Genomic DNA, 23380 nt, shown 5'->3' on the forward strand with positions numbered 1-23380 from the left:
CACAGACGGTCGCCGATCAGCGCGCCTTTGAGTTCGTCCACTGCATCTTTCAGCAATATTTGCTGCTCTCCATTTCCATCGTCATATACAATGGCACTTAATCCCTCATTTTCACCGGTTAAGGGGCCATTTTTTGCAGGTGTTGTAGAAGATAACCAACGTTCGTCAATACCTCCACGCACGCCTCCCAACACGTAATAGTCGTCCGGGTGCAATTTGATCCTGCGGCCGGGAACACAAAATGAACGCGGTACCCAGGTCGGTGCCAAACGTAAAATTCCTTTTCCCTGCTCTAATGCCTTTTCAGCTATACTTGAAAGTCCCATTGCTATTGTTTTAAAAAAATTGGTTTAGTTAATAATCGTTTTTGCCTTGTCACACTGAGCGCAGTCGAAGTGCGCTTGTTCTCCCTTCGACTCCGCTCAGGGTGACAACTATTATGACACATTCAAAATAAATTCTTCTATTGCTTCCTTACCTGTCAATACATTCAATTCCAACTCATACGATTTCGATGCTCCGGGCTCGATAAAGATCAATGTCCCATCTTCCCGAGCTTTCGCCTGACCGGACAATGGATGCGTGCTGGGCTCAATACCGGTTACGTATTCTCCTTTTCCCCAATGCTGCCAGTTGGCCAGCCAGGGTAGTTGCTCTTTTTTAAATTTCAATGCGACGGCTAACCCCAGTTTGGAGTTATGCAGACCGCAGATACTATCGCCAAAAATATTAGCCTCCACATCAATCAATGCTACCTCTTCTCCTGAACCCAAATGACTTTCCAAAGGCGCAGGGCATTTTTTGAAATTACTCCCTTCTTTGAAAATCTTCGCATTCTCCTCACCGTGACGCGGAAACCATTTACCGTTCCATACTATATCAGTGCCTTCATCGACCAGCGGCCAGCCGAAGTTGAAATGATATAGCAGCATGTGCGGCGACGGTGTATTGGCTTTGTTACTCACCTCATCATGAATGCGCAGACCGGGCTCGCCCAATGTGGCCGAGATTGTTCTTCTCAATTCCAGACTTGGACCAAATGGTTTTGTTTCCCGAATAATGCCCGTAATACTCATTTCCAGCTTTCCAGCGCGTGGATCCGGCTGAATAACTGATACAATTTCCGCTGGCGTATTACTGATCAATCCATGCAGGCCGCGGTCTCCATAACTATCCGATTCCGGTCCACCTACGTGGGTCAGTCCACAGGTAGTGAGCAGTCCGCCGCCAAAAGTTCTTAACCAGTCAATACCCTTGTCCGAAAATGGCTGTGGGTTAGTGATCCCGCCGTGACTCAGCCACGCCAGACTATGCTCATTAAAAAATGCGTCTGCAATGTCCATCGCCCTATCGATCACTACCTTGAACCGCAAACCGGTACCAGTGTTAATCCAGGCGATCCTTGTGCCTCTTCCAGCTCCGTTGTCAATGACCGAGGTTTCTATTCCTCCCAATTGCAAATGATTGGATACTTTATCGACCCAGTCGGGATTTATTGCTTCGGCACGCTCCATTATTTTTTATTTAACCAATTAATAATCTAAACTTAAAAAAGGCATAAACAGACCTGTTTTAATGTGTAAATAGCCAGTTTCTTACTCTTTCATTAAAATCTTCCGTGTTTTCAAAGTGAAACGCATGTCCCAGCTTTTCGTATAAAAACAACTCCGAGCCCGGGATACCGTTCGCTACTTCCTCTGCCATCCAAACCGGTGTAAAAATGTCTTCTCTACCTCCGATGACCAATGTCGGCTTGTTTATTTTACCAAGATCAGGCAGTGCATTATGATTGATACAAGCTGCTGCCTGGCCTTCCAGCCCGTGCAATGGTTGCGGGTAAGGATTAAAGGCATCCTGCTTTCTGCCTGTTTCCATTTCCGCATGTTTTTCCTCATTGTCCCAAGATGATTTGGAATAAATAAGCAGCTGAATGTACAAGCTGAACTCTTCCGGCCTGAACCGCGCCTTACTATTCATGATATGCTGAAAAAGCGCCTTGGCATAATTGTCGCAACGTGCCCAGGGACACATTAATACGAGCGATTTCACTTTATCCGGGTGCCGGATCGCCAGTTGCTGGGCGATCGTACTGCCCATGGAGCAACCCACCACACGTACATTGTCCAAGCCCAATGAGTCCAGCAGACCGGCATAGTCATCAGCCATTTGCTCCGAAGAGTATGGTCCTGCTGGCTTATCTGACTCACCCACACCCCGGTTATCCCCGATAATGCAGCGAAAATGGTGCTTCCAGTCAGCAACGTGTACATTCCAGACAGCTCCCGCAGCGGTAATGCCCATAATCAGAAGAAGCGGCTCGCCTGAACCGCGTTCTTCATAGTACATGTTAATTCCGTTGGTTTTGATCGTGGGCATAATAAACAGGTAGCCCCTTCGGGGCACAATCATTTTCGTATCTTTTTTTCTATAAACAGGTGGTCCCGCTGGGACCATTGTTTGCCTTGATGGCCGACAGCCGAAGTCTACCTCAATGCTGGAATCAGGTCTTGCTGAATCCATTTTCCGTCGTGTAATGTTACAAAGTCGGGATCTTCGCGTGCTTCTTCTCCTTCATCCTCACAAATGATCCAGCCACTGTAATTGATATCTTTCAGCCATTGCGTTACGCCCAAAAGATCTACTTTTCCTTTACCCATCAATGCAAATTCCGGGTTGCCGTCCCAATCTTTGAAATGCACGTGATTGATCAGCGACTGATATTCCTTCATTTTGGTGAGCGGGTCCATACCTCCGTTGATAATGTGGCCCACATCCGGCGTCCAGCCGGTAACCGATGAATCCAGTGATTCAAGCACTATTTTGTAGTCTTCCTCAGTACGGATAATGGAGCTGTGGGGGGAATTGGGATGGTAGCTGCATGCTACACCTTTATCTGCTGCCCTTTTGGAAACTGTATTGACAATATTGATCAATCGCTTTTGTCGTTCGGCGAGATCATGACGACCGGTAGGGATTTGAACTGTATTCAAAACTGCTCCTGGAAAGCGTTCGAGCACCCGGATCGCATGATCGGCTACCTCACGCTCCCGTTCTGTTTCTTCCGCCTCATTCCAGTCCAATGCCAGGGCCAGGGCAGCCAGTTCTATTCCTTGTTCTTTCAGCTTGGCTTCCAGCTTGTCAGGATCTATCAAATCACCCATCCAGGTAAAAATCGGCTGAATGCCTGTGAAACCTGCTTTTGCGATGACTTCGATCATGTGGCCTAGTCGCCCCTGGTGCGTTTGACCGCTGTTACTCATAAACCAGGTGTAAACCTCGGAACCAAAACGAAACGGAATATTTTGTGACATTTAAAATACTGTTACTATGTTAATCAATTCATTAAATGGTCATTTGGACTTCTTTTTCACAACTTCGCCGGGCATGATCAGTGCATCCCATCCGGCTAGGTCGGCGGGTTTTACATTGGCTTTGTAGCCGCTGAAATTGAATGTAGTAGGCTTATACGGACCGACAAATGCAATGTCGTTGTCAGGCTTGATGTTCTTTTCCATACCCATCGCCCAGAACGCTGCATTCAGTACCATTCTTCTGAAACCTTCATTCAAAATGTCTTCGGAAGCGCCATGAGTAGTGGTGAATGCCCGGCCTTTTTTGCCTGATTCCACCTGGTAGTCTTTTATCCAGGCTACCGGAAGTAGTTCTTTTGTTTTGTCAGGCTCGGAAGTTACCGTCATACCATTCAGCACTTCACCCCTTGCCAGTACAGTGCCTTTTGGCTCGGCAGTATACCCGCCCGACTGTACCCACATGTCCTTTACGCCTCGCATAATCGGATGCGTAGCCTGCGGTTTTTCAATGATCAGTTTTGATGATTGTTTGTGGTTGGTACCATAATGCGAGACCCAGGTTTCACCCAGTACATATTCCCCGAATCCATCTTTCCAGTCCGTTTTAGGGCCTTTGTAGTCCCAGCTGTAATGCTCCCATTTAGGATCATTTTTAATCTCAAAAGCATGGGTAGATGTTCTGAAAGCGACGATAGGGCCTCCTCTTTTAATGTACTTGTCAATGTGCTGCATTTCTCTATCCTCGAAATGGGCAAAACGCATGAACATGACCAGCAGGTCGGCCTTGTCCAGCACTTCCAGGCCTTTCAGATTAGAACCTCCGGGCAGGATGTTACCCTGTTCGTCGAGCGCGTACACGACCGTGCAGGTAAACCCGTAACGTTTCGCCAATATGCGGGCGAGCGCCGGTAGTGACTCTTCCCCCCGGTACTCATGATCTGTGGCGATAAAAACAATGTTTTTGCCTACGCCCGGGCCTTTATCGCCTTTGTAAACGACGCGGTACTTACTAACATCATCCTCCTTAGGCGACAAGTCTGTCGCATTGGACTGGCAAACCAGGACCAGGAAAAATAGTATCGAAAATATGGTGGCTTTCATGTTTGGCAATCGGCTTTCAGCAGTCGGCCGTCGACTTTGTTGTAATAATAATATTGAAACAGTACAAAAACCGAAAGCCCATGGGCGACGGCCGCTGTCCCTACAAACCATGCTTCAATGACATTTCCCGGATAAACTTGTAACCGTTTTCGGCAATATCCCACGGATCAGAAAATTCCCGCCATACTCCAATCGCATTGGCGAAATCCGGGTCGTTTCTGGAAAAAGCTTCAATGGTAAGCCATCCCTGGTATTTGATAGCGGCTAGTGACGAAAATGCATCGTCCCACAGCACCTGCCCGTCGCCGGGTGTACCGCGGTCGTTCTCGCTGATATGCACGTGCGCCAGCACCGGAGCGATAGTTTGCAATGCAGTGGAGAACTTCTTTTCCTCAATGTTGGAATGGTGCGTGTCGAACATTGCCCTTACATTGGGATGATCGGCTGCCTTAACAAGCTTCAACAGCTGCTCCATCGTGTTGCAGAGGTAGCATTCAAAGCGGTTAAGCGCTTCGAGAGCGAACACGATATTGGCCTGAGCCGCGTAGTCGGCAGCCGCACTCAAAACTTCTCCTGCGAGTGCATACTCGCGCTCCTCAGCAGGACGGTTCACAAATACGGTATGTGCCGAATGAAAGGGTCCGCAAATAATTTTTGAGTTTAGTTCGTGGGCACGATCGACAGCCCATTTGATCTTATCCAGCGCTTTCTGACGGATCTCTGCGGATTCACTCACCGGATTATCGTCCTTTCCGAGGGTCATCACCGCTGTGGTTTCCAGACCAAGATCTTTGGTATAGTTCCCCATTCGCTGATAAGCGGTGGCATCCTGCGAACCCAGATAAAATTCTACTCCATCATACCCGATCGTTTTTAGCCTGTCAATGATCGGAAAAACATCATCGGAGACCGCTGCCGTCCAGGCAAGCACATTAAATCCAATTTTATTCATTGTTACTGGCTTTGGCTAGGGAAAAGCGGTTAGCTTTGAGCTGTTAGCTTTTAGCTATTAGCTTTTGGCTGTTAGCTTTTCGCTGTTAGAACACTTTACTATTGTTTGATCCTAAGGTCTTTGTATTCCACTTTCATAGGCGGGCCAACGTGAACCTGCACGCCTAACAATCCTTTTTTGGCGCCGTTTACGGTATCATTATCAGTCACGTCACTCATCAGTACGTCGTTGATGTAATGTTGTAAATGGTTGCCTTTTACTACGAGATGAAAAGTATTCCAGTCTTCGCTTTTAATCAATGTTTTCAAAGAATCGGAGCTTCCCAGTGAGCCGGTCACTGTAAAGCCTGTCCATGCATTGGCTTTTACATTGCTTCTCACTGCTTCCGGTGTTTTATCTCCGGTATATTCCTTAATGGTCGTTTTTTGACCACGATAAGCCAGGGTTGTTCTTTTTCTTTCCTCGTAATTCTGGCCAGTATAGTTCTTTTTTCCGTCAATGTCTGCCTGATATCCTTTCAATGCAAACGGAACATCCGTCAGCTGCTCGCTTCTGTAATTGATTCCTGAGTTACCTGCCTCTGCAATTTTGAATGATCCTTTCAGTTCGAAATCACCCGGCTCTCCGCCGCGCCAGATGATAAATGAATTGGTTTTCAACAATGTTTCCGGTGTGATCTCTCCTACCAGGCTGCCGTTTTCAACCCGCCAGTACTTTGGATCGCCGTCCCAGCCTTTCAGCGTTTTGCCATCAAATATTGAAACGAATCCTTTTTCTTTTTTTTGCGCGATGCCGCTGATCTGGCATCCAATGATCATAATGGCGGCCAGCAAAACTCTGGCACTGATAAATCTGGAATTCATTTTTGATTGCATTTATTGGTTTAGTGACTTCTGAACGACTGATTCCCCTTACAACAAGTGGAACTTTTGGTTATATTACTCTTTAAAAAGAAGAAAATAATATCCAAAAATTCCTAAAATTATCTGCCGGACTATCCTGTACTAACCTGCTTTCGGAGGTATAGACTTGCCAAGTCTCCAAGACTTGGTAAGTCTTGAGCAAAAAAGCGGGAAAGCTAATGCTTTCCCGCCCGTCACAACCACTCTCCTCAACCAACTTCACTTACCATTAAGGCATCAACACTTTGTCAATTACATGTATCACTCCATTGGACTGGTAAACGTCAGCCGTGGTTACCTTGCCCATATTACCTTTTGCATCCGTTACGATCAGGTCTTTTCCTTTCATAGAGAATGTCAGTTCGCCGCCCTGAACAGTTTTGGCCATTGCTTTGCCGCCACCGTCTTTGATCATTTGCATCACTGCTTTGGAATCTACTTTGCCTGCCACCACGTGGTAAGTAAGTACTGCAGTAAGGGTTTCTTTGCTTTCTGGTTTCAGCAGGTTATCAACCGTTCCGGCTGGCAATGCTGCAAAAGCTGCATTCACAGGTGCAAAAACTGTAAAAGGACCTGCTCCTGACAATGTTTCAACCAGACCTGCTGCTTTTACAGCCGCTACCAGTGTGGTGTGATCTTTGGAATTCACTGCGTTTTCAATAATATTTTTGGAAGGATACATTTCTGCACCACCTACCATTACCGTTTTTTCTTTTTGAGCAAATGCACTGAATGCAGTCATCATTGCAATCACCAATATGCCCTTGAATTTCATCGACGTTTTCATAGAAAAATTTTAGTTTGTTAATTTGCCATGATATACGCCGTTGTACTTCTCTTAGATTTATTTATTCAAAAACAATTTTATTGAGCAGCCGGAAGCGGGTCTCCCGGGCCCTTCATTTTAGGATCATAAACGGCTACTCCCACCCTGGAATCTGCGCAGCCGTAGTACAGCAGCCATCTCTTTTTGAAATAAACCATTCCTTCAATGAAAACGGTACCAGCAACGTATTGCCCGCTTTTCTCGAAAGATTCCATTGGACGGAAGAATGGTACGTCCAGCCGGGCCAGTACTTTGGTAGGATCGTTCTTGTCAAACAGTACTTGTCCTGCGCAGTAGCTGTTCGGTGTAAAACGTTTGTCGCCGTCCTCGCCTTTGTCATTTTTACCATTATAGAGCAGTACAATGCCTTTATCGGTGATGATAGCAGGTGGGCCGCATTCGGTCAGGTTACTGTCGAAATATCCTTTGCGTGGCGAAATCAGGTTCACCAGATTTTCGCTTTTGTCGACCACCGGCTCCCAGTTCACCAGATCCGTGGAAGTGGCAACATTCACATTGGCTTCCCCAAAATAAAGCCAGTATTTACCATTCACTTTGGCAATCACCTGCTTATCGCCTACGAGTTTCGTCAGTATCGATCCTGATTTGGACCATATTTCATTGAATTTTCCACCATAAGCTTTGGTAAAAGCCGGGCCGTGCTTCTCCCATTTCAATAAATCTCTGGATGTGGCAATGCCCAATCTGGCTTTGTCCTGGTTCCATTGTGTGTAAATAATGACATATAATCCGTCCTCGGTCACTGCTACCCGCGGGTCCTCGCAGCCTCCTGGCCATTCCATTGCTTTCTGGCTGTCTTCGGCGGGATACAGCACGGGTTCTTTTCTCCTTTTGAAAGTAATGCCGTCCGTACTTTCTGCGTATCCGATCCTGGAAGTACGCTTTCCAATCGCCCGGCCTGCCTTGTCCTCTGCGCGGTACAGCACTACGATTTTACCATTTTTAATGGTCGCAGCAGGATTGAATGTATCATTGGATTCCCAGTCGATCTGCCTTTTATTCATCGGGCACAGAAACGTGGAAGTGGTGTCGGGAGAAATCACCGGATTGACATTCGCAGGACGCTCGAAACCGCCAAAAGTCCAGTCTGGGAGCTTGTTCTCTATCTGGCCGAAAACATTTCCCGACGCTATCTGGGCAAAAATGATCAGTCCGGCAATAAAATTTTTCATATATTTTATTTAAGTTATTGAATACCGGTTCAAATATAACAACAAAAAATCCGGCCTGACCTAGGTCAAACCGGATTCGCAATGGTATTGTTTTAACGGCTTATTTGTTGGCAACCAAATTTACATCCAAAGTAAAATCATTGTCGATCGCCTTGTCTCCAAGGTTTTCAAAGAAATTAGATGAACGGAATTTGATGTCGTATTTAGTACGATCGATCTTCACTTTCGCACTAGCAGTCACTTTCTTAGCATCCGATTTTACAGTTGCAGGAAATTTCACTTCTTCTGTAATGCCTTTGATAGTCAATTTACCTGTCACATCGTAAGCGTCGCCTCCTTTTGGTGTTACCGAAGTGATCACCAGTTTCGCCTGTGGATGTTTCTCAACCGAGAAGAAATCATCACTTTTCAAATGGCCGGTCAATTTGCCATTCATGTCTTTGTCGGTAACATCCGTTACCACAAGTGATTTCAGGTCAGCTACAAAGTTTCCTCCTTTTAACTTGTCATTGTCAACAATCAGTGCTCCACTTTCCAGCGCAACTGTGCCAGCATGCGTGCCAGTCACTTTTTTTGCACCCCAAACTACCGTGCTGCTTTTTGTATCAACAGCCAGCGTTTTATCGGCCGCTTTGGATTTATCAGGACCATTAGCAATAGCAGCTACATTGAATAGCAAACCAGCTATCGCGAAAACAAACATTTTTTTCATAGTCATTCCAATTGTTTAGAGTTAAAATAGATTTATTTGTAAGATACTAAGTTGAATCTGAAAAGGCTTCAAAATTGTGTTACGTAATTTTTAAGCTCTTAGTTGCTTCGTGGTCCACCTGGTTCAGCGAACCAAGTTCCCCGAGAATATTTTTCCCTTCCTGCCAATCTTCCACCCCCGATACCGCATTAATGTGTCCTTTTTGTCCAACATTAACAAAGCCGCTGCCCCAGTTTGCAGCAAAGACTTTGGAACGTTGAATGCTGGCGTAAATGTCGTTGGTGCTGGCCACCACAATGCTTTTAAATGGCATCGTCCGCACAGGAATCGGCTTGAAACCAACTACAAAATTCAACCTTTTCGACAGCTCGGCATCTGCTGGTGCTACAAGTAATGCTCCTTTTATGTATTCCGAAAAATGCTCCTGCGCCCAATGTGCGACCGTGATACATCCCAGACTATGCGCAACGAGCACAGTAGGAACGTTGAGTTCGCTAATTTGTTTTTCCAGCTGTGCTACCCAGTCAACTTTGACCGGCCAGTCCCAGTTTTCCTGCTGTACCCTGCTAAAAAGATGCGGATACTGATTCTCCCAAATGGTCTGCCAATGTTGCGGCCCTGAACTTGCGAGTCCAGGAACGGTCAGGAAGTGGGTTGTCATATTTTTATGCTGCTTAAATCTTACTTTTTATCTCTAACACATCTGAAACCCAGATTATTACTTCCGCTCGTCACTTCTCCCTTGCCACGGCTTCCTGCTTTGTAACGAATGCAATAGTCGTCGCTACACAGGAAAGATCCGCCGCGTTGCACTTTTTTTACGGTTCCCGGCTCATCAGGATCGTAGCTGTTCGAAGGGCCTTTTGGATTATCCTTCGGGCTTTTCTGATAATAATCGGGACGATAAAGGTCTTCGCACCATTCCCACACATTGCCGTCCATATCGTACAATCCGAAAGGATTTGGAGGAAACGATTTGATGGGAGCGGCTGTCAGGTAGCCGTCTTCTTTGGTGTTTTTATCCGGAAAACTTCCCTGGTAAATGTTGGCCACCCATTTGTTGCCGGGTTTCAGTTCGTCGCCCCAGTAGTAGGTATGATTTCCCTTTCCACCCTGGGCCGCGAACTCCCATTCGGCTTCGGTTGGCAATCTCTTACCGGCCCATTTGGCATACGCCGCCGCATCTTCATACGAAACTTGGGTTACCGGAAAATTCTCTCTTCCCTTGGTCGAACTGGTTGGTCCTTCGGGATGCGCCCAGCTTGCTCCGGCTACATAATTCCACCATTGGAGTGGATTATCGAGCGAAACCCGCGTTGGAGTAGGCGTGAACACCGCCGATCCCGGTACGAGCTTGTCAGCCGGAACGCCTGGATAATCTGCCGGATTTAATGGTCGTTCTGCAACGGTTTTGTAGTTGGTTGCTTTTACAAATTCCGCGTATTCGGCATTAGTTACTTCATGTTCGTCAATGTAGAATCCATTCACAGCGATTTCGTGCATTGGGCGCGAATCGGGAAACTCGTCGGCTCCCATCAGGAATTTGCCGCCGTTGATCCAGATCATTCCTTTTGTATCGCCTTTGCCTTGCGCTACATAACTTGCGTTCTGAATCGCAGCTGCCCGGGACGGAATGCCGTCGGCAATGCAATGTGCCAGGCTATCTGCTTTTCTCTCCTCAGCCGTTTGCTTTTTCTCACACCCGAGACTTGCTATCGCAGCGAATCCGATCAGATATATCCCCAAAAAATCTTTTCCAAAAAATCTCATAACCTTATCTATTATACTCGTACTGCCAAAGAATCAATATTATTCATTTTAAAAACATCCTTCATCGCTTGCTTCGCCGCATGGTACCCGCACATTCCGTGCACGCCTCCACCCGGCGGTGTGGATGACGAGCATAGGTACACATTGCTAGCTGACGTGCGGTAAGGTGAAATACTCAAAACCGGCCTGGAATAAAGCTGCCACACATCCTGTATGCCACCATTGATATCGCCACCAATGTAATTTGGATTATAAGCCTCCATTTCACTGGTGTTCATTGTATTTTTTTCAATGATCAAGTTGCGAAATCCGGGTGCGAAACGTTCTACCTGACTTTCAATGGCGCCGGTCATATCCTCCTGCGATCCGTGGGGAACGTGGCAATATGCCCAAGCTGTGTGCTTTCCTTCGGGAGCGCGGCTTTTGTCAAAAACACTTTGCTGGGCCAGCAATACAAATGGTTTTCCAGCTGCTTTTCCCTTTGCGATGCTCTTTTCGTAATCCGCTATTTCTTCCAGTGTATTTCCTAAATGTACCGTTCCGGCCTGTTTACATTCCTCCGCTTTGAAAGGTATTACATCGTCCAGCGCCCAATCTATCTTGAAAATTCCTGACCCGTACCGGTATTTTTCCAATCTTCCACGGTATGAACTACTCAATCTGTCTCCCGCAATGTTCAGTAACTGCCGGGGGGTAACGTCCATTAGTACCACTTTCGAAGGTGGCAGCTGACTTAGATTCTGTACCGGAAATCTGGTTTCTATGACGCCACCCAATGTTTTGAAATAAGCCGCCAAAGCATTTGCAATGGACTGACTTCCGCCTTTTGGTATGGGCCATCCATTCAAATGTGCCGCTGCCATCAGCATAATCCCGAATGCAGACGTAGCCAGGTTTTCCAAAGGCTGTATCGCATGCGCCGCCATTCCTGCCCAAAGTCCCCGTGCCTCCTTCGTTTTGAAACGGTTACTGCTTCCCAATGAAGAGGGGAGCGCTTTCAAACCAAACTTTGCCAGCGCGAGCGGATTTTCCGGCCAGGCCAGCGGCCCCAGCAATGAGGGTAGCAGCTTTGGTATATCATGAACCAGCGGCTCCATAAAATCCAGATACGCCTTCCGGTCATCACCCAGGCTATCCGCCGTTTGCGTAAGGGACTGGCTCAATATCGCTGCTGTACCGTCCTCAAACGGGTGCGCTGCTGCTAATGTTGGCTGGATAAACTCCAATCCAAATCCATTTAAAGGCAAATCTTTAAAAAACGGTGAAAGCAATGCCATCGGATGAATTGCTGAACACACGTCGTGAACGTAGCCTGGTAATGTCAACTCTGCTGAGCGCATACCCCCGCCCACCGTCGGCTTTCCCTCTATTATTAAAACAGATAACCCCGCCCGCTGCATGGTGATCCCCGCTGCCAATCCATTCGGCCCGGAACCTACTACTACTGCATCGTATTCTGTTTTATACACTTTTCAATGTCGGTTATTATTTCTTAGCAGTCGCCAGAATTTTCAATGCCTCATCGTCTTTGTAAAGGCCCATTAAAGTTTTCAGCTTGCCTTTCAGGTCTGCCGTTAGTTTTTCCGTTCCCGGCTGGCCGTATACATTGGACACTTCCGTCGGGTCTTTTTCCAGGTCATATAATTCCCACGAATCAGCGCCACCGTAGAAATACGCCAATTTATATCGGCTTGTACGCAATCCAAAATGCGGAAACACGTGGTGCGGCTCGGGGAATTCGTAATAATGGTAATATGCTTCCTTGCGCCACGGTATCTGAGCAGTCGCTGCTGGCTTCAATAATGGCAGGAATGATTTCCCCTGAATGTCCGCTGGGATTTTTGCTCCGGCAATGTTCAGTACTGTTGGTGCCCAGTCGATGTTCAGGATCAGGTCGTTTACTCTGGTACCTGGCTTGATCACACCCGGATAACGGATCACAAATGGTGTTTTCAGAGATTCCTCATAGATAAATCTTTTATCAAACCAGCCGTGCTCACCCAGGTAAAACCCTTGATCCGATGCGTAAATGACTACTGTATTTTTAGATAATCCCGATTTATCCAGATAATCGAGCAGCTTTCCGATGTTTCTGTCCAGCGAATTAGCTGTTGAAAAATAATCCCTCAGGTAACGCTGATACTTCCACTCTATCAATGCATTACCGGTCAGTTTTTTGTCGGCAACCTCTTTATTGACTTTGTCAAAATAGGCTTTGAAAACCTTTTTCTGCTCAGGGTTCAGTCGTTTGTAGGTAAAATCTTTCTCATAATCCACATCCACTTTCAGGTCTTGCTTCAAACGCATTGTCTTATCAATGGTCATATCCTGCTGTTTGGCTGCGGTTCTGCCTTTGTAATCATCATAAAAATTGGCAGGCAAAGGAAACGTCACATCGTCATAAGCACCCAGGTCCTGCAAATCCGGTAGCCACTCGCGGTGGGTAGCTTTATGCCCTACTATGAGGAAAAACGGCTTGGCATTATCCCGCTTTTCAAGCCAATCTGTGGAAAACTTCGTGATCAGGTCTGAAACATATCCTGTATAATGGGTCGTATCATTAGGCTGGCCAACGAAATCTGGATTGTAATAACTTCCCTGACCAGGCAATACATTCCAGTAATCGAAGCCAGCCGGTAAACTATTCAAATGCATTTTCCCGATCCAGGCAGTCTGGTAGCCACTTTTACGAAGCGTTTCCGATAATAATGTTTGGTTAGTATTGAACTTCGTATTGTCGTTTCGCTTGTACCCATTCAAATGGCTATACTTTCCAGTCAGTAATGTGGCCCGGCTGGGGCCGCAAATCGAGTTTGTTACCAGATTGTTTGTGAGTAATGCGCCTTCCCGGGCAATGCGATCGATGTTCGGCGTTTTGGCGATCTTATTTCCGTAAGCCCCGATCCCCTGATAAGCGTGGTCGTCGGAGAAAATAAAAATAATATTGGGTCGCTGCCCCTGCTGGGCAAACGCTCGTCCCGACACAATGAGTGAAAAGAAAAACAGGCAACTTAGCAGCCGTTTGGAAAGGTTTAGCATTACAATCATGAATTACTCTATATAATTGGTAGACAAAATAAACTTATGCAAAAGGATTTAGCAAGCATTTCACAGAATTACTTGATAAAGCATTTTGACCGAGGCTAAAATTACAAATTGATCAGTTCTTTTTACCATAGGGAACGTAAAACAAAAGCCGGAACCTGCATGGCAGATTCCGGCTTTTGTTTGCAATCAATAAACTTATTTCTTAGCGTCGTGCAATGCTTCCGCCATTTCGAGATGGTGCTTCAAGGTTGGCACTTTTCCCGCAGCCCATGATTTTACGTCAGGATCTTTGGCATCTTTAGCTGCCTCTTCAAACTCGCTGATGTCTTCCTTGTGATCGTCTACCATGTAGGATAGATATGCTTTATCAAACTCGGCCCCTTTCTTTTTGGAAAGGTCGTCGTATTTCTTTTGTTTGTCGTCACTCAGCGACATTGGTAAAGTGATGTTCTTTTGGCCGGCAAGGGCTTTGAGCTCGTCGTTAGCCATTCCATGCTCCTTAGCCATAGTGGCTCCAAATTTTTTCACGTCAGCACTCGCCGCATTGGTTTGCGCCAGTTCTCCCAGTTGCACCTCAATCATCCCACCATCAGCCGCAGCTACTGCGAATTCTGAATCATCTTCTAGTTTGGTATCATCCAGTTTTTCCTCATTTTGTTCTTCCGCAACTTCTTTTGAGTCTTCGGATTTATTGCTGTTACAAGCTGAAAATACGAGCATTGATGCAAGCACGAACGATGTTAATGTTATCTTTTTCATAATTAATTTCATTTTTTTATGACATATGAAAATTAAATTTTAAAAAAGCGTGCCAGCAAAGGATTTTGATTTTTACCGGAAATTGATGATCGAAGGTTTTTCTTTATTATTGCAGTGATCTCCGATACAACGCCCCTCTATTTCTTTTAAGAACGAATGAACCCAGTGACACCTTTTCGGATCCTTCTCGCAGAGGACGATGATGACGATATATTTTTATTTCAGGAAGCACTTCAACAAGTCCTGGTACAGACCGAACTCGTTGTGTCTGAGAACGGTATGGAGCTGATGAAAATCATGCACACCGAAACTACCAAACCTGACATGATATTCCTGGACATGAATATGCCAGTGAAGAACGGACTGGAATGTCTGGAAGAAATCAGGCAGCTGAGTGGGTTTGAAAATATTCCTATCGTGATGTTATCGACTTCTGTGGCTCAGTACCTGTGGGAATCTGCTTATCAAAACGGGGCGAGCCGGTATATACAAAAGCCTACCAGTTTTGCGGGCCTTGTGGAAATTCTGGAAAAATGCATTGCTGGAAGGCTGGAAAGTGATGATACGCCGGGAGTGGAACAATTTTTGATCAGAAACTAGTCTTTACAGGTTTTCAATTAACATGCTATGAGTCAAACGGCTGTTTTCAAAAACGAGCAGGATTTATTTATCAAAAATTTAAGACAGGAAACGGCGGCCAGCCACCAACATTTAGAAGATAACACGCTTTCAAAAGCATTATTAAGTCCTACATTAGCTTTACCAGATTATCAGGCTTACCTTACCGCACTATATGCGGTGACCATTACCTGCGAAGACCAGGTTTTCCCACCCATCAGCCACATTGTCCCTGATTTACAGGATCGTTACAAATCCGGTAAGATCATTGAAGACCTATCATTTACCGGCCTTTCTGATGTTCAGATCGACGCTTTGCCGGTGTATCAATTTGAATTTTCATCGCCTGCGGAAGCACTCGGGATCATGTATGTGCTCGAAGGCTCTACTTTGGGTGGACGTATTTTATACAAGCACGTGCATGAAACACTCGGCCTGAGTTCTGAAAGAGGAGCTGCCTATTTTTGGGGATATGGCTCACAAACAGGAATGCTGTGGAAATCATTCATCTCCGCCTTTTCAGAATTTGCGATAGAGAATGATGCCAGCGGGCAGATCATTGAAAGTGCAATTAAAACGTTTTTAATGATAGATAACTGGCTTAGCAGGCAGTAATTGAATAGTTAACTCAATGAACATTAAAGATATCGTAAACCGGGATCTTGTCAATCTGACAAACTGCGAGAGTGAACCTATTCACATTCCCGGAAGTATTCAGCCACACGGCTTCTTGTTAGGCCTCACCAAAAAAAGTTACCTGATCGACTTTTGCAGCGCAAACAGTGCTGACTACGTACGACTCACGCCTGAACAGGTGTTGGGCAAATCCCTGGCCGCTATTTTCACGGAATCCGAGGCCGAAAATTTCAAAGTATATGTAGAAGCGGACGTCATCGACTCGGCAAAACCATTTGTCTTTGTTGTCAATGGTACGTCATTCAATACGACGGTGCATGAGAGCGGCGAGAACCTGATCCTCGAATTCGAACCTTTTCCCGACGGTACGCTCAACTTGCCGAACCTTTATAATCAGACGCGCAAATTCGTGTCAAGTATGGAAAGATCCAGTCATCTGACCGAGCTATGCCAGGAGATTGCCAATGAAACGCGAGCGATCACTGGCTATGACCGGGTGATGATCTATCAGTTTGATGAAGAATACAATGGCGAGGTCATTGCGGAGAGCAAAACGGAAGAGCTAAATTCTTTCGCAGGCCAAAAATATCCACATACCGACATCCCTGTGCAGGCAAGGGAGCTCTACATCCGGAATCCTCTGAGGATGATTGCCGACATTAATTACACGCCAGTACCTTTGCTAACCATTGATAATAGCATTGAAAAGAGCAACAAGTCACTCGATCTAAGTCTTTCAATACTGCGCAGCGTGTCCCCGATGCATATCGAATACCTGAAAAACATGGGTGTGGGCGCGACATTGACCATATCGCTTCTTCAAAATCAGAAACTATGGGGCCTGATCGCCTGTCACCACTATTCACCTAAGGTACTCCCGCATTATACCCGGCTTTCTGCATTGCTGCAAGGTCATTTCCTGACTTCGCAAATAGCGGTGCGGCAAACGGCCGAGGAATTTGAAGTAGCCCAGGAAGTGGAAGAAGCATTGCTCTCGTCGCTGGCGTTGCTCCATGAGAATGAGGACTTTATCAAAACGCACTTTCATATTCCCGAGCTGTTGAAACTTGCGAATGCTTCCGGTGTAGCCATGTTTTCTAATGGTGTATTGTACAAAAACGGATTTTGCCCGGAGGACGACGCTTTGAGTCACCTGATGGATTTTTTAGCAAAAAAATATCCCACCCACTACTTTCAAACCGACAGGCTTTTTGACATATATCCCGAAGCGCAAGCGATTGCAAAGTATGCCGCCGGGGTTATTTTCCATTCGCTGCCGTCAGGAAATCGGGACGGGGTTATTTGGCTGAGGCTGGAAAAAATAGAGACTATAAACTGGGCAGGTAATCCGCACAAGGCAATACTGACCAATGAGGAAGGTCTCAGGCTGTCACCACGCAAGTCATTTGAACTTTGGATGGAGGTCGTGAAAAACAAAAGCCGCCAGTGGCAAAAGTCAGAAATCAATGCAGCATCGAATTTCTCCTATGCCTTGCAAAAACACATTAACTTTCACCTGATCCGCAGACAGGAGGAAAAAAACCGGGTACTGAACGAAGAACTCAAAACAGCCAATAAAGAGTTGGCGAATCTGAACTGGATCAGCACGCATGACTTGAAAGAGCCGCTGAGGAAAATCCAGATATTCGCTTCAAAAGTATTGGACCGCGAGGATCCCGACTTATCGGCGCAGGTAAAAGACTCAGTAGGCCGCATGCGAGTGGCGGCTGAGAAAATGCAGCTGCTGATTGAGGATATCCTGGCATATTCAAAAGCCGGAAGTATGGAGAAAGTTTTTGAAATCTTTGATCTGAACATCCTGCTCGAAAACGTCATTAACGAGCTTCATGACGACATGGAAGAAAGCAAAACCCACATTACAAAAGAGCAGCTGCCTGTGCTTAAAATCATTCCTTTTCAAATTCAGCAGCTGTTTGTCAACGTCATTAACAACGCCATCAAATTCACAAAACCAGGCATAGAGCCTGAAATACGCATCACTGCCTCTGTTGAGCCTGGCGTGGACGTGAAGGGTGAAAAAGCTTCGCGGCATACAACCTATTATAAGATTAGTTTTGAGGATAATGGGATCGGTTTCGAAAGGGAATATGAAACCCGAATTTTCGAGGTTTTTCAAAGGCTTCATCCTGCGCATAAATATCCCGGAACAGGCATTGGCCTGGCGATCTGTAAGAAGATCATGGAAAACCATCACGGCTTTATCCAGGCACATTCCGAGCTGGACAAAGGCTCAGTGTTCAGCATTTACTTTCCTGTTGATTAGGACATTGATTTTAAAAAATGAGTATAATGTTCCTCAGCCAACTTCCACCCGGAAGCCTGCTGAGGATTTTTTATTGGCCCTTGACTTACTTTTTTAAACTGGTATTACTTTGGTATTACTGTCATCACACAGTTTAACATTAACCACACATGTCGGTAGCCGCAGCAGTTGGAACATTAACAGACGCACCTGTTATCTCTGCAAGACAATTCAAAAAACTTCGTAAAGATCCTGCCCTGACCGCCGCGGCGGCGGGCCTCCATTACATTCGTTCAGGTGAGGCGCCGGGCTTTTTTCGCAAAGGCAAAGGGCCCCGTTTTTATTATACAGATCAAAAAGGCAATCGCACGAACGATAAGGCTGCTCTGGGTAGGATTAAATCGCTAGTACTGCCTCCTGCATGGAAAGAGGTTTGGATCAGCAACGACCCGGAAGCTCACCTTCAGGCAACGGGCGTCGACGAGGCGGGGCGCAAACAGTACCGCTATCATCCGCACTGGAATCTGATCCGCAACCAGACCAAATACTACCGGTTGCTGACGTTTTCAGAAGCACTTCCACAGCTACGCGAGCAGGTGGAACATGATCTCAGAAAGCGGGATTTCGACTTAAATAAATCAATTGCACTAGTCATCAAGCTAATGGACAAAACCTGCATTCGTGTCGGGAACCAGCGCTATAAGGTAAAGCATGGCTCGTCGGGCATTACCACGCTTGATGCGCGTAGCGCTACGGTTACAGGCAGTAAGATCAGGTTTATGTTTACCGGGAAAAAGGGTATTAAGCAGGACATTACATTGCGGGATACGCAGCTTGCCCGATTGGTGAAACATTACAAGGAAATGCCCGGCAAACGTCTTTTTCAGTATACCACTGAAACCGGATCTAAATGTTCGCTGAATGCGGCCCAGGTCAATGATTATATCCGGCAGCATACGGGGGCCAATTTCTCAGCCAAGGATTTCCGGACCTGGATGGGCACAGTGACTGCTTTTGAATATCTGATTGAACAGCAAAAATATGAAACCCAGCGCCAGTACACCCGGACTGTCAATTCCTGCCTGGATGTAGTAGCCGCGCATTTGGGAAACACGCGAACAGTTTGTAAAAAATATTACGTTCACCCGGCGGTTTTTCGTGCCTATGAAAATGGAAAGATACAGCGGTATCTCAGCAAATCCGTTGATGGGCAGAAGCATTTCTCCGACAGTGAGCAGCACGTTAAATCATTGCTCGCTCATCAGGTTTAAATTGCCGATACTTGGATATATCGTGCAAAAACTCCTACATATACGTTGCTTCTTGAATGCCTTAATTTACCAAAAAGGCCGAATAGACAATGGCACAGCATTTTTAGGATGGCTTCAAAAGGAAAACAAAATTGATCACAAACTTAAAATTACAGTGCTATGGAAACCAATGAAAATCTTGTAGAGGTCCTTAACGACCTGATCAAAATTAATAATGATCGTATCGATGGCTATGAAAAAGCAATCAGTGAAGTAGAAGATCTCGATATTGACCTGAAAGGAATTTTTCAAAAAATGGCCAACGAAAGCCGTGAAAATATAAATGAGTTAAGTGCAGAAGTAAGAACGCTAGGCGGAGACGTGGCAACTGGAACTACTGGTTCGGGTAAGATTTACCGCGTGTGGATGGACATTAAAGCTACATTCACTGGCCATGACAGAACTTCGGCACTGGAAAGCTGCGAGTATGGCGAGGACGCCGCCCAAGAAGCCTATGACGATGCATTAGCGACTGATGTAGATCTGCCGGTAAACATTCGCCAGATCATCGCCAACCAGAAAGCAGAGTTACTGGAATCGCACAATTTGATTAAGAAATACCGTGACTTGCATCAGGCGGTGAATAGCTAATCACTCGCTCATACAAGCAAGAACAGATGCTATGAATGTAAAAGAGGTGAGACCTGACCGGTTTCACCTCTTTTTTATGGAATCGATTTAAATGTTATCTCAGGTCCACTACCTCTACACCGGGATATTGTTTGGAATTAAATGCAAAAAAACTATCAGCCACATTCACATCCGGCTGGAACTGGTCTACTTTATAAGTCACTTCCTGACCGTTTTTCTGGAAAATTTTCCAGCTGTTGATCGATTTGTCAGCTTTGTTCACTTCGATCTGTACTTTGGTAACCTGGCTGTTTTTACCTGTTGGGGTCAGTTCAACTACTTCGAGCGATTTACTACCCTCTTTTCTTTCTTTCAAAAAGGTATACTTAAATCCTTTCTTATAGGCGGAGTAGATCTTCGTAGGATCGAGGTCGCCGGTTGCAGTCGGGTCAAAGTCCTGAAGATTTACCTCGTTGGTCTCTTTAATGTAAGTAGCCATCAGTTTACCATCATTAAAAATCTCCTGTCCAGCCAATTTCAACCGAAACTTCGTCCCTTTCACAGTAGCCTCACCTTTGAGCGGTTTGCCGCCGTCAGGCAGGTACGTAAACAACGCTTTAAAGGATTTGATCTTCTGGTATTTATTACTCATTGCTTCCAGTATAGCCGACGACTTTTTGTCACCCTGCGCATTCGCATTCAAAACTGTAAAAAGTGACATTGCTGCTACCAAAAACCAATGCTTACTTATTTTTAAATTTTCCATATTTAACATTTTAATTCTGTGAGTTATTTAAAAACGGAGTGTATTGATATATAACAAAATTTAGACCAGCACGTACAATGAAGGTTTAATAATAGTCAGGAAAGAAAACTGTGAAGCAATCAATGTGAGATGAATGGTTAACTAACGCCCATTACGCGAAGGTGTTCTTCGAGCCCGCTGAGATCGTGGAACATAACGTCCCGGGCTTTACTTCCGGTAAATGGTCCTACTACACCAAGGAGTTCCAGCTGGTCCATGATACGGCCTGCGCGGTTGTAGCCTAGTTTCATTTTACGCTGGATTAATGAAGTACTACCTTGTTGGTGCGTCACTACTAGTCGGGCGGCGTCTGGTAATAATCCGTCAAAATCCTCCGGATTGAGGTCACTTTTCCCCTCCGCTGCGTCTTCACCTTCATACTCAGGGAGCGCATAAGCATCATCGTATCCGCGCTGGGCGCCGATAAACTCGCAAACATCCTCAATTTCTCTTGTATCGATGAATGGGCATTGCAGACGGATCACTTCGGAATTGATCGCCAAAAGCATGTCTCCCTGCCCTACCAGCTGCTCAGCCCCACCCATATCAAGGATCGTGCGTGAATCGATACTGGAAGTTACCCGGAATGACAAACGCGCCGGGAAGTTGGCCTTGATCAGACCGGTAATCACCTTAACGGAAGGTCGTTGCGTGGCTACTACCAGGTGAATTCCGACGGCCCGGGCAAGCTGTGCGAGACGGGCAATAGGTGTTTCCACTTCTTTGCCCGCTGTCATCATCAAATCTGCTAACTCATCGATTACCAGGACTATATAGGGTAAAAAGCGGTGTCCTTTTTCAGGATTCAGCCTTCTCTGTGCGAACTTGGCATTGTATTCTTTCAGGTTCCTAACCGATGCTTCTTTCAGCAGATCGTACCGCGAATCCATTTCAATACACAATGAATTCAATGTAAAAATCACCTTTTTAGTATCTGTAATAATCGCTTCTTCGGCATTAGGAAGCTTGGCGAGGAAATGTCTTTCGAGTTTGTTGAAAAGCGTCAATTCCACCTTTTTCGGATCGACGAGTACAAATTTCAGCTCGGCAGGATGCTTCTTATAGATCAGCGAAGCCAGGATCACATTCAGCCCGACTGACTTTCCCTGCCCGGTAGCACCCGCCATAAGCAAGTGGGGCATTTTGGCCAGATCGACAATGTGAATGTCGTTGGAAATGGTCTTACCAAGCACGATCGGAAGATCATAGTTCGCTTTCTGAAACTTTTCGCTCGCCAATACCGAGCGGATAAAGACCGTTTCCCTGTTCTTATTGGGAACCTCGATACCAATGGTACCGCGGCCCGGCATAGGAGCAATGATCCGTATCCCAAGTGCGGCAAGGCTCAGCGCAATGTCCCCTTCCAGGTTTTTGATTTTTGAAATCCTGACACCTGCTTCCGGGATGATCTCATAAAGCGTAACCGTAGGCCCGATGGTGGCTTTGATCTTTGAAATGTTGATACCGTAGCTACCCAGGGTGTCAACGATCTTGGTTTTGTTGCTTTCGAGTTCTTCCTGACTTACTTTTTCATGCTGATTTTCAAAAACTTCATTCAGCAATCCAATGTTTGGGAATTGATAGGAGGGCAGATCCAGCATTGGATCATATTGACCAAATTCCCTTAAAACAGATGCATTGATGTCCTCATCTTCTTCCGCTACCTGCCCGGTTACAGGTGCTACATCTTCTACTTCCAGTTCAAGCTTTAATGGCACAGGTGCAGCAGGCGTGACCGGAATAACAGGTGCGACTGGCAGTTCTGTGACGATTTGGACTGGTTGGGCGGTAATATTTTTTTCTAAAATGACCTCCTTCTCAACCAAAGGCTCATCTACGGCCGTGAATTCATCATCATAAGTATCATCAACAACGGACACATATTTACTTTCAGGAACTGATATCTTTTCCTCTCCTGCCACAAGTGGCTCAGTGTCCGGTTCAGGTCGAGCGTGTTTCAGCTGCCAGGCTTCGTAAGCAGATTTGGCATCATAAAAGAATACCGCGAACACAAACAATGCGAAAATAATGGGGATAATGCTACCCCATTTCAGCCAGTCAAACAAGGCAATATTGACCATGTAGCCAATCCCGCCTGAGACAAAGCTCAACGTGTTCTCCGTGTTGCTCATCAACACGACATAACCCATTAAAATACTCACCCAAAGTGTGAAAAAGATAATTTCCTTGGTCGTGCGTGTCAGCGGCAGAAGTTCTTTCCCGAATGCGATTTTCCAGCCAGCGACGAATGGTACCAGCGGAACCAGTAATGCTCCGACACCAAACCAGCGGTACACGAAAAAATGAGAGACTACGGCACCGAGCACACCGAAAAAGTTACGGGTCTGGCGACCTGCGTCACGAATAGACTCCTGCCCAAGCCCGTCGAGCACGCTTTGATCGGACAGGCCGGTGATAATGTATGATAGGAAAGATATTTCCAGAATGACACCCAGCAAAATGAAGAAACTCCCCCACGCCAAAGTATTTTTCGGACTTGTAAATAGATGCTCCCAGTCCAGAGAAACACGAAAACGGGAACCGCTTGCTTCGTCTGCTTTCTGGCGTTGTGTGTTTTCTCTTGGCTTATTTACTGACATTTAT

At 45.9% G+C, this 23380-nt stretch carries 21 protein-coding genes and 1 pseudogene; 5 read left to right on the forward strand and 17 right to left on the reverse strand.

Going from position 1 to position 23380, the window contains the following annotated elements:
* From ABIO93_RS13745 to ABIO93_RS13815, 15 genes and pseudogenes are all read right to left on the reverse strand, one after another.
* A pseudogene (locus ABIO93_RS13745) lies at positions 1-326 on the reverse strand (hypothetical protein); the annotation flags it as partial.
* 111 nt (positions 327-437) lie between these two features.
* Entirely contained in the window at positions 438-1514 is a 1077-nt protein-coding gene (locus ABIO93_RS13750) for an aldose 1-epimerase family protein (RefSeq protein ID WP_348068535.1), read from the reverse strand.
* A 58-nt stretch (positions 1515-1572) separates the two neighbouring features.
* Positions 1573-2376, reverse strand: a complete 804-nt coding sequence (locus ABIO93_RS13755; protein ID WP_348068738.1) for an alpha/beta hydrolase — start codon at positions 2374-2376, stop codon at positions 1573-1575.
* A gap of 107 nt (positions 2377-2483) precedes the next feature.
* Positions 2484-3311: a sugar phosphate isomerase/epimerase family protein gene (locus ABIO93_RS13760; RefSeq protein ID WP_348068537.1), complete on the reverse strand. Its 828-nt coding sequence runs from the start codon at positions 3309-3311 to the stop codon at positions 2484-2486.
* A gap of 39 nt (positions 3312-3350) precedes the next feature.
* Complete coding sequence (locus ABIO93_RS13765) at positions 3351-4412, reverse strand: ThuA domain-containing protein (protein WP_348068539.1); 1062 nt, start codon at positions 4410-4412, stop codon at positions 3351-3353.
* A gap of 100 nt (positions 4413-4512) precedes the next feature.
* On the reverse strand, positions 4513-5364 hold the full coding sequence (locus ABIO93_RS13770) for a sugar phosphate isomerase/epimerase family protein (protein ID WP_348068541.1): 852 nt from the start codon (positions 5362-5364) through the stop codon (positions 4513-4515).
* Between the two features lie 98 nt (positions 5365-5462).
* Complete coding sequence (locus ABIO93_RS13775) at positions 5463-6182, reverse strand: DUF1080 domain-containing protein (RefSeq protein ID WP_348068740.1); 720 nt, start codon at positions 6180-6182, stop codon at positions 5463-5465.
* Between the two features lie 313 nt (positions 6183-6495).
* The gene (locus tag ABIO93_RS13780; RefSeq protein WP_348068742.1) at positions 6496-7041 is read right to left on the reverse strand and encodes a fasciclin domain-containing protein; all 546 of its coding nucleotides are present in this window, start codon (positions 7039-7041) and stop codon (positions 6496-6498) included.
* Positions 7042-7130: 89 nt separating this feature from the next.
* On the reverse strand, positions 7131-8285 hold the full coding sequence (locus tag ABIO93_RS13785; RefSeq protein WP_348068543.1) for a glycoside hydrolase family 130 protein: 1155 nt from the start codon (positions 8283-8285) through the stop codon (positions 7131-7133).
* A gap of 100 nt (positions 8286-8385) precedes the next feature.
* A complete protein-coding gene (locus ABIO93_RS13790) occupies positions 8386-8997 on the reverse strand; it encodes a YceI family protein (RefSeq protein ID WP_348068545.1) in 612 nt (203 codons plus the stop codon).
* Between the two features lie 79 nt (positions 8998-9076).
* Positions 9077-9658 (reverse strand): alpha/beta hydrolase, encoded by a 582-nt coding sequence (locus ABIO93_RS13795; protein ID WP_348068547.1) that lies wholly within the window; start codon positions 9656-9658, stop codon positions 9077-9079.
* Positions 9659-9678: 20 nt separating this feature from the next.
* Positions 9679-10767 carry a formylglycine-generating enzyme family protein gene (locus ABIO93_RS13800; protein WP_348068549.1) on the reverse strand — a complete coding sequence of 363 codons (1089 nt, stop codon included), beginning with the start codon at positions 10765-10767 and terminating at the stop codon, positions 9679-9681.
* A gap of 11 nt (positions 10768-10778) precedes the next feature.
* The gene (locus ABIO93_RS13805; RefSeq protein WP_348068551.1) at positions 10779-12236 is read right to left on the reverse strand and encodes an NAD(P)/FAD-dependent oxidoreductase; all 1458 of its coding nucleotides are present in this window, start codon (positions 12234-12236) and stop codon (positions 10779-10781) included.
* Positions 12237-12252: 16 nt separating this feature from the next.
* A complete protein-coding gene (locus tag ABIO93_RS13810; protein ID WP_348068553.1) occupies positions 12253-13815 on the reverse strand; it encodes a sulfatase in 1563 nt (520 codons plus the stop codon).
* 195 nt (positions 13816-14010) lie between these two features.
* Entirely contained in the window at positions 14011-14574 is a 564-nt protein-coding gene (locus ABIO93_RS13815; RefSeq protein WP_348068555.1) for a DUF4142 domain-containing protein, read from the reverse strand.
* 156 nt (positions 14575-14730) lie between these two features.
* On the opposite strand from ABIO93_RS13815, the gene ABIO93_RS13820 reads away from it, so the two are divergent.
* The 5 genes from ABIO93_RS13820 to ABIO93_RS13840 all read left to right on the forward strand — a co-directional run bounded on the left by ABIO93_RS13820 (position 14731) and on the right by ABIO93_RS13840 (position 19992).
* Positions 14731-15174, forward strand: a complete 444-nt coding sequence (locus ABIO93_RS13820) for a response regulator (protein WP_348068557.1) — start codon at positions 14731-14733, stop codon at positions 15172-15174.
* 27 nt (positions 15175-15201) lie between these two features.
* Positions 15202-15807, forward strand: a complete 606-nt coding sequence (locus ABIO93_RS13825; RefSeq protein ID WP_348068559.1) for a biliverdin-producing heme oxygenase — start codon at positions 15202-15204, stop codon at positions 15805-15807.
* A 16-nt stretch (positions 15808-15823) separates the two neighbouring features.
* Positions 15824-18112 carry an ATP-binding protein gene (locus ABIO93_RS13830; protein ID WP_348068561.1) on the forward strand — a complete coding sequence of 763 codons (2289 nt, stop codon included), beginning with the start codon at positions 15824-15826 and terminating at the stop codon, positions 18110-18112.
* A 149-nt stretch (positions 18113-18261) separates the two neighbouring features.
* Positions 18262-19362: a DNA topoisomerase IB gene (locus tag ABIO93_RS13835; RefSeq protein ID WP_348068563.1), complete on the forward strand. Its 1101-nt coding sequence runs from the start codon at positions 18262-18264 to the stop codon at positions 19360-19362.
* Between the two features lie 159 nt (positions 19363-19521).
* Positions 19522-19992: a PA2169 family four-helix-bundle protein gene (locus ABIO93_RS13840; RefSeq protein WP_348068565.1), complete on the forward strand. Its 471-nt coding sequence runs from the start codon at positions 19522-19524 to the stop codon at positions 19990-19992.
* A gap of 94 nt (positions 19993-20086) precedes the next feature.
* Here the strand turns inward: ABIO93_RS13840 and ABIO93_RS13845 are convergent, their stop codons facing one another.
* Together ABIO93_RS13845 and ABIO93_RS13850 are read right to left on the reverse strand one after the other, a co-directional pair.
* A complete protein-coding gene (locus ABIO93_RS13845; protein WP_348068567.1) occupies positions 20087-20737 on the reverse strand; it encodes an outer membrane lipoprotein carrier protein LolA in 651 nt (216 codons plus the stop codon).
* Between the two features lie 137 nt (positions 20738-20874).
* A complete protein-coding gene (locus tag ABIO93_RS13850; protein ID WP_348068569.1) occupies positions 20875-23376 on the reverse strand; it encodes a DNA translocase FtsK 4TM domain-containing protein in 2502 nt (833 codons plus the stop codon).
* Between the last annotated feature and the right edge of the window lie 4 nt (positions 23377-23380).

The sequence above is a fragment of the Dyadobacter sp. genome (assembly GCF_039919315.1).
Classification (GTDB): domain Bacteria; phylum Bacteroidota; class Bacteroidia; order Cytophagales; family Spirosomataceae; genus Dyadobacter.

What these genes read in the sequence shown, in the direction of transcription:
- ABIO93_RS13845 (WP_348068567.1), bottom strand. Translation starts at nt 20,737, where the DNA reads ATGGAAAATTTAAAAATAAGTAAGCATTGGTTTTTGGTAGCAGCAATG.
- ABIO93_RS13785 (WP_348068543.1), bottom strand. Translation starts at nt 8,285, where the DNA reads ATGAAAAATTTTATTGCCGGACTGATCATTTTTGCCCAGATAGCGTCG.
- ABIO93_RS13830 (WP_348068561.1), top strand. Translation starts at nt 15,824, where the DNA reads ATGAACATTAAAGATATCGTAAACCGGGATCTTGTCAATCTGACAAAC.
- ABIO93_RS13780 (WP_348068742.1), bottom strand. Translation starts at nt 7,041, where the DNA reads ATGAAATTCAAGGGCATATTGGTGATTGCAATGATGACTGCATTCAGT.
- ABIO93_RS13820 (WP_348068557.1), top strand. Translation starts at nt 14,731, where the DNA reads ATGAACCCAGTGACACCTTTTCGGATCCTTCTCGCAGAGGACGATGAT.
- ABIO93_RS13750 (WP_348068535.1), bottom strand. Translation starts at nt 1,514, where the DNA reads ATGGAGCGTGCCGAAGCAATAAATCCCGACTGGGTCGATAAAGTATCC.
- ABIO93_RS13795 (WP_348068547.1), bottom strand. Translation starts at nt 9,658, where the DNA reads ATGACAACCCACTTCCTGACCGTTCCTGGACTCGCAAGTTCAGGGCCG.
- ABIO93_RS13800 (WP_348068549.1), bottom strand. Translation starts at nt 10,767, where the DNA reads ATGAGATTTTTTGGAAAAGATTTTTTGGGGATATATCTGATCGGATTC.
- ABIO93_RS13850 (WP_348068569.1), bottom strand. Translation starts at nt 23,376, where the DNA reads ATGTCAGTAAATAAGCCAAGAGAAAACACACAACGCCAGAAAGCAGAC.
- ABIO93_RS13755 (WP_348068738.1), bottom strand. Translation starts at nt 2,376, where the DNA reads ATGCCCACGATCAAAACCAACGGAATTAACATGTACTATGAAGAACGC.
- ABIO93_RS13760 (WP_348068537.1), bottom strand. Translation starts at nt 3,311, where the DNA reads ATGTCACAAAATATTCCGTTTCGTTTTGGTTCCGAGGTTTACACCTGG.
- ABIO93_RS13770 (WP_348068541.1), bottom strand. Translation starts at nt 5,364, where the DNA reads ATGAATAAAATTGGATTTAATGTGCTTGCCTGGACGGCAGCGGTCTCC.
- ABIO93_RS13840 (WP_348068565.1), top strand. Translation starts at nt 19,522, where the DNA reads ATGGAAACCAATGAAAATCTTGTAGAGGTCCTTAACGACCTGATCAAA.
- ABIO93_RS13825 (WP_348068559.1), top strand. Translation starts at nt 15,202, where the DNA reads ATGAGTCAAACGGCTGTTTTCAAAAACGAGCAGGATTTATTTATCAAA.
- ABIO93_RS13765 (WP_348068539.1), bottom strand. Translation starts at nt 4,412, where the DNA reads ATGAAAGCCACCATATTTTCGATACTATTTTTCCTGGTCCTGGTTTGC.
- ABIO93_RS13810 (WP_348068553.1), bottom strand. Translation starts at nt 13,815, where the DNA reads ATGATTGTAATGCTAAACCTTTCCAAACGGCTGCTAAGTTGCCTGTTT.
- ABIO93_RS13775 (WP_348068740.1), bottom strand. Translation starts at nt 6,182, where the DNA reads ATGATCATTGGATGCCAGATCAGCGGCATCGCGCAAAAAAAAGAAAAA.
- ABIO93_RS13815 (WP_348068555.1), bottom strand. Translation starts at nt 14,574, where the DNA reads ATGAAAAAGATAACATTAACATCGTTCGTGCTTGCATCAATGCTCGTA.
- ABIO93_RS13790 (WP_348068545.1), bottom strand. Translation starts at nt 8,997, where the DNA reads ATGAAAAAAATGTTTGTTTTCGCGATAGCTGGTTTGCTATTCAATGTA.
- ABIO93_RS13835 (WP_348068563.1), top strand. Translation starts at nt 18,262, where the DNA reads ATGTCGGTAGCCGCAGCAGTTGGAACATTAACAGACGCACCTGTTATC.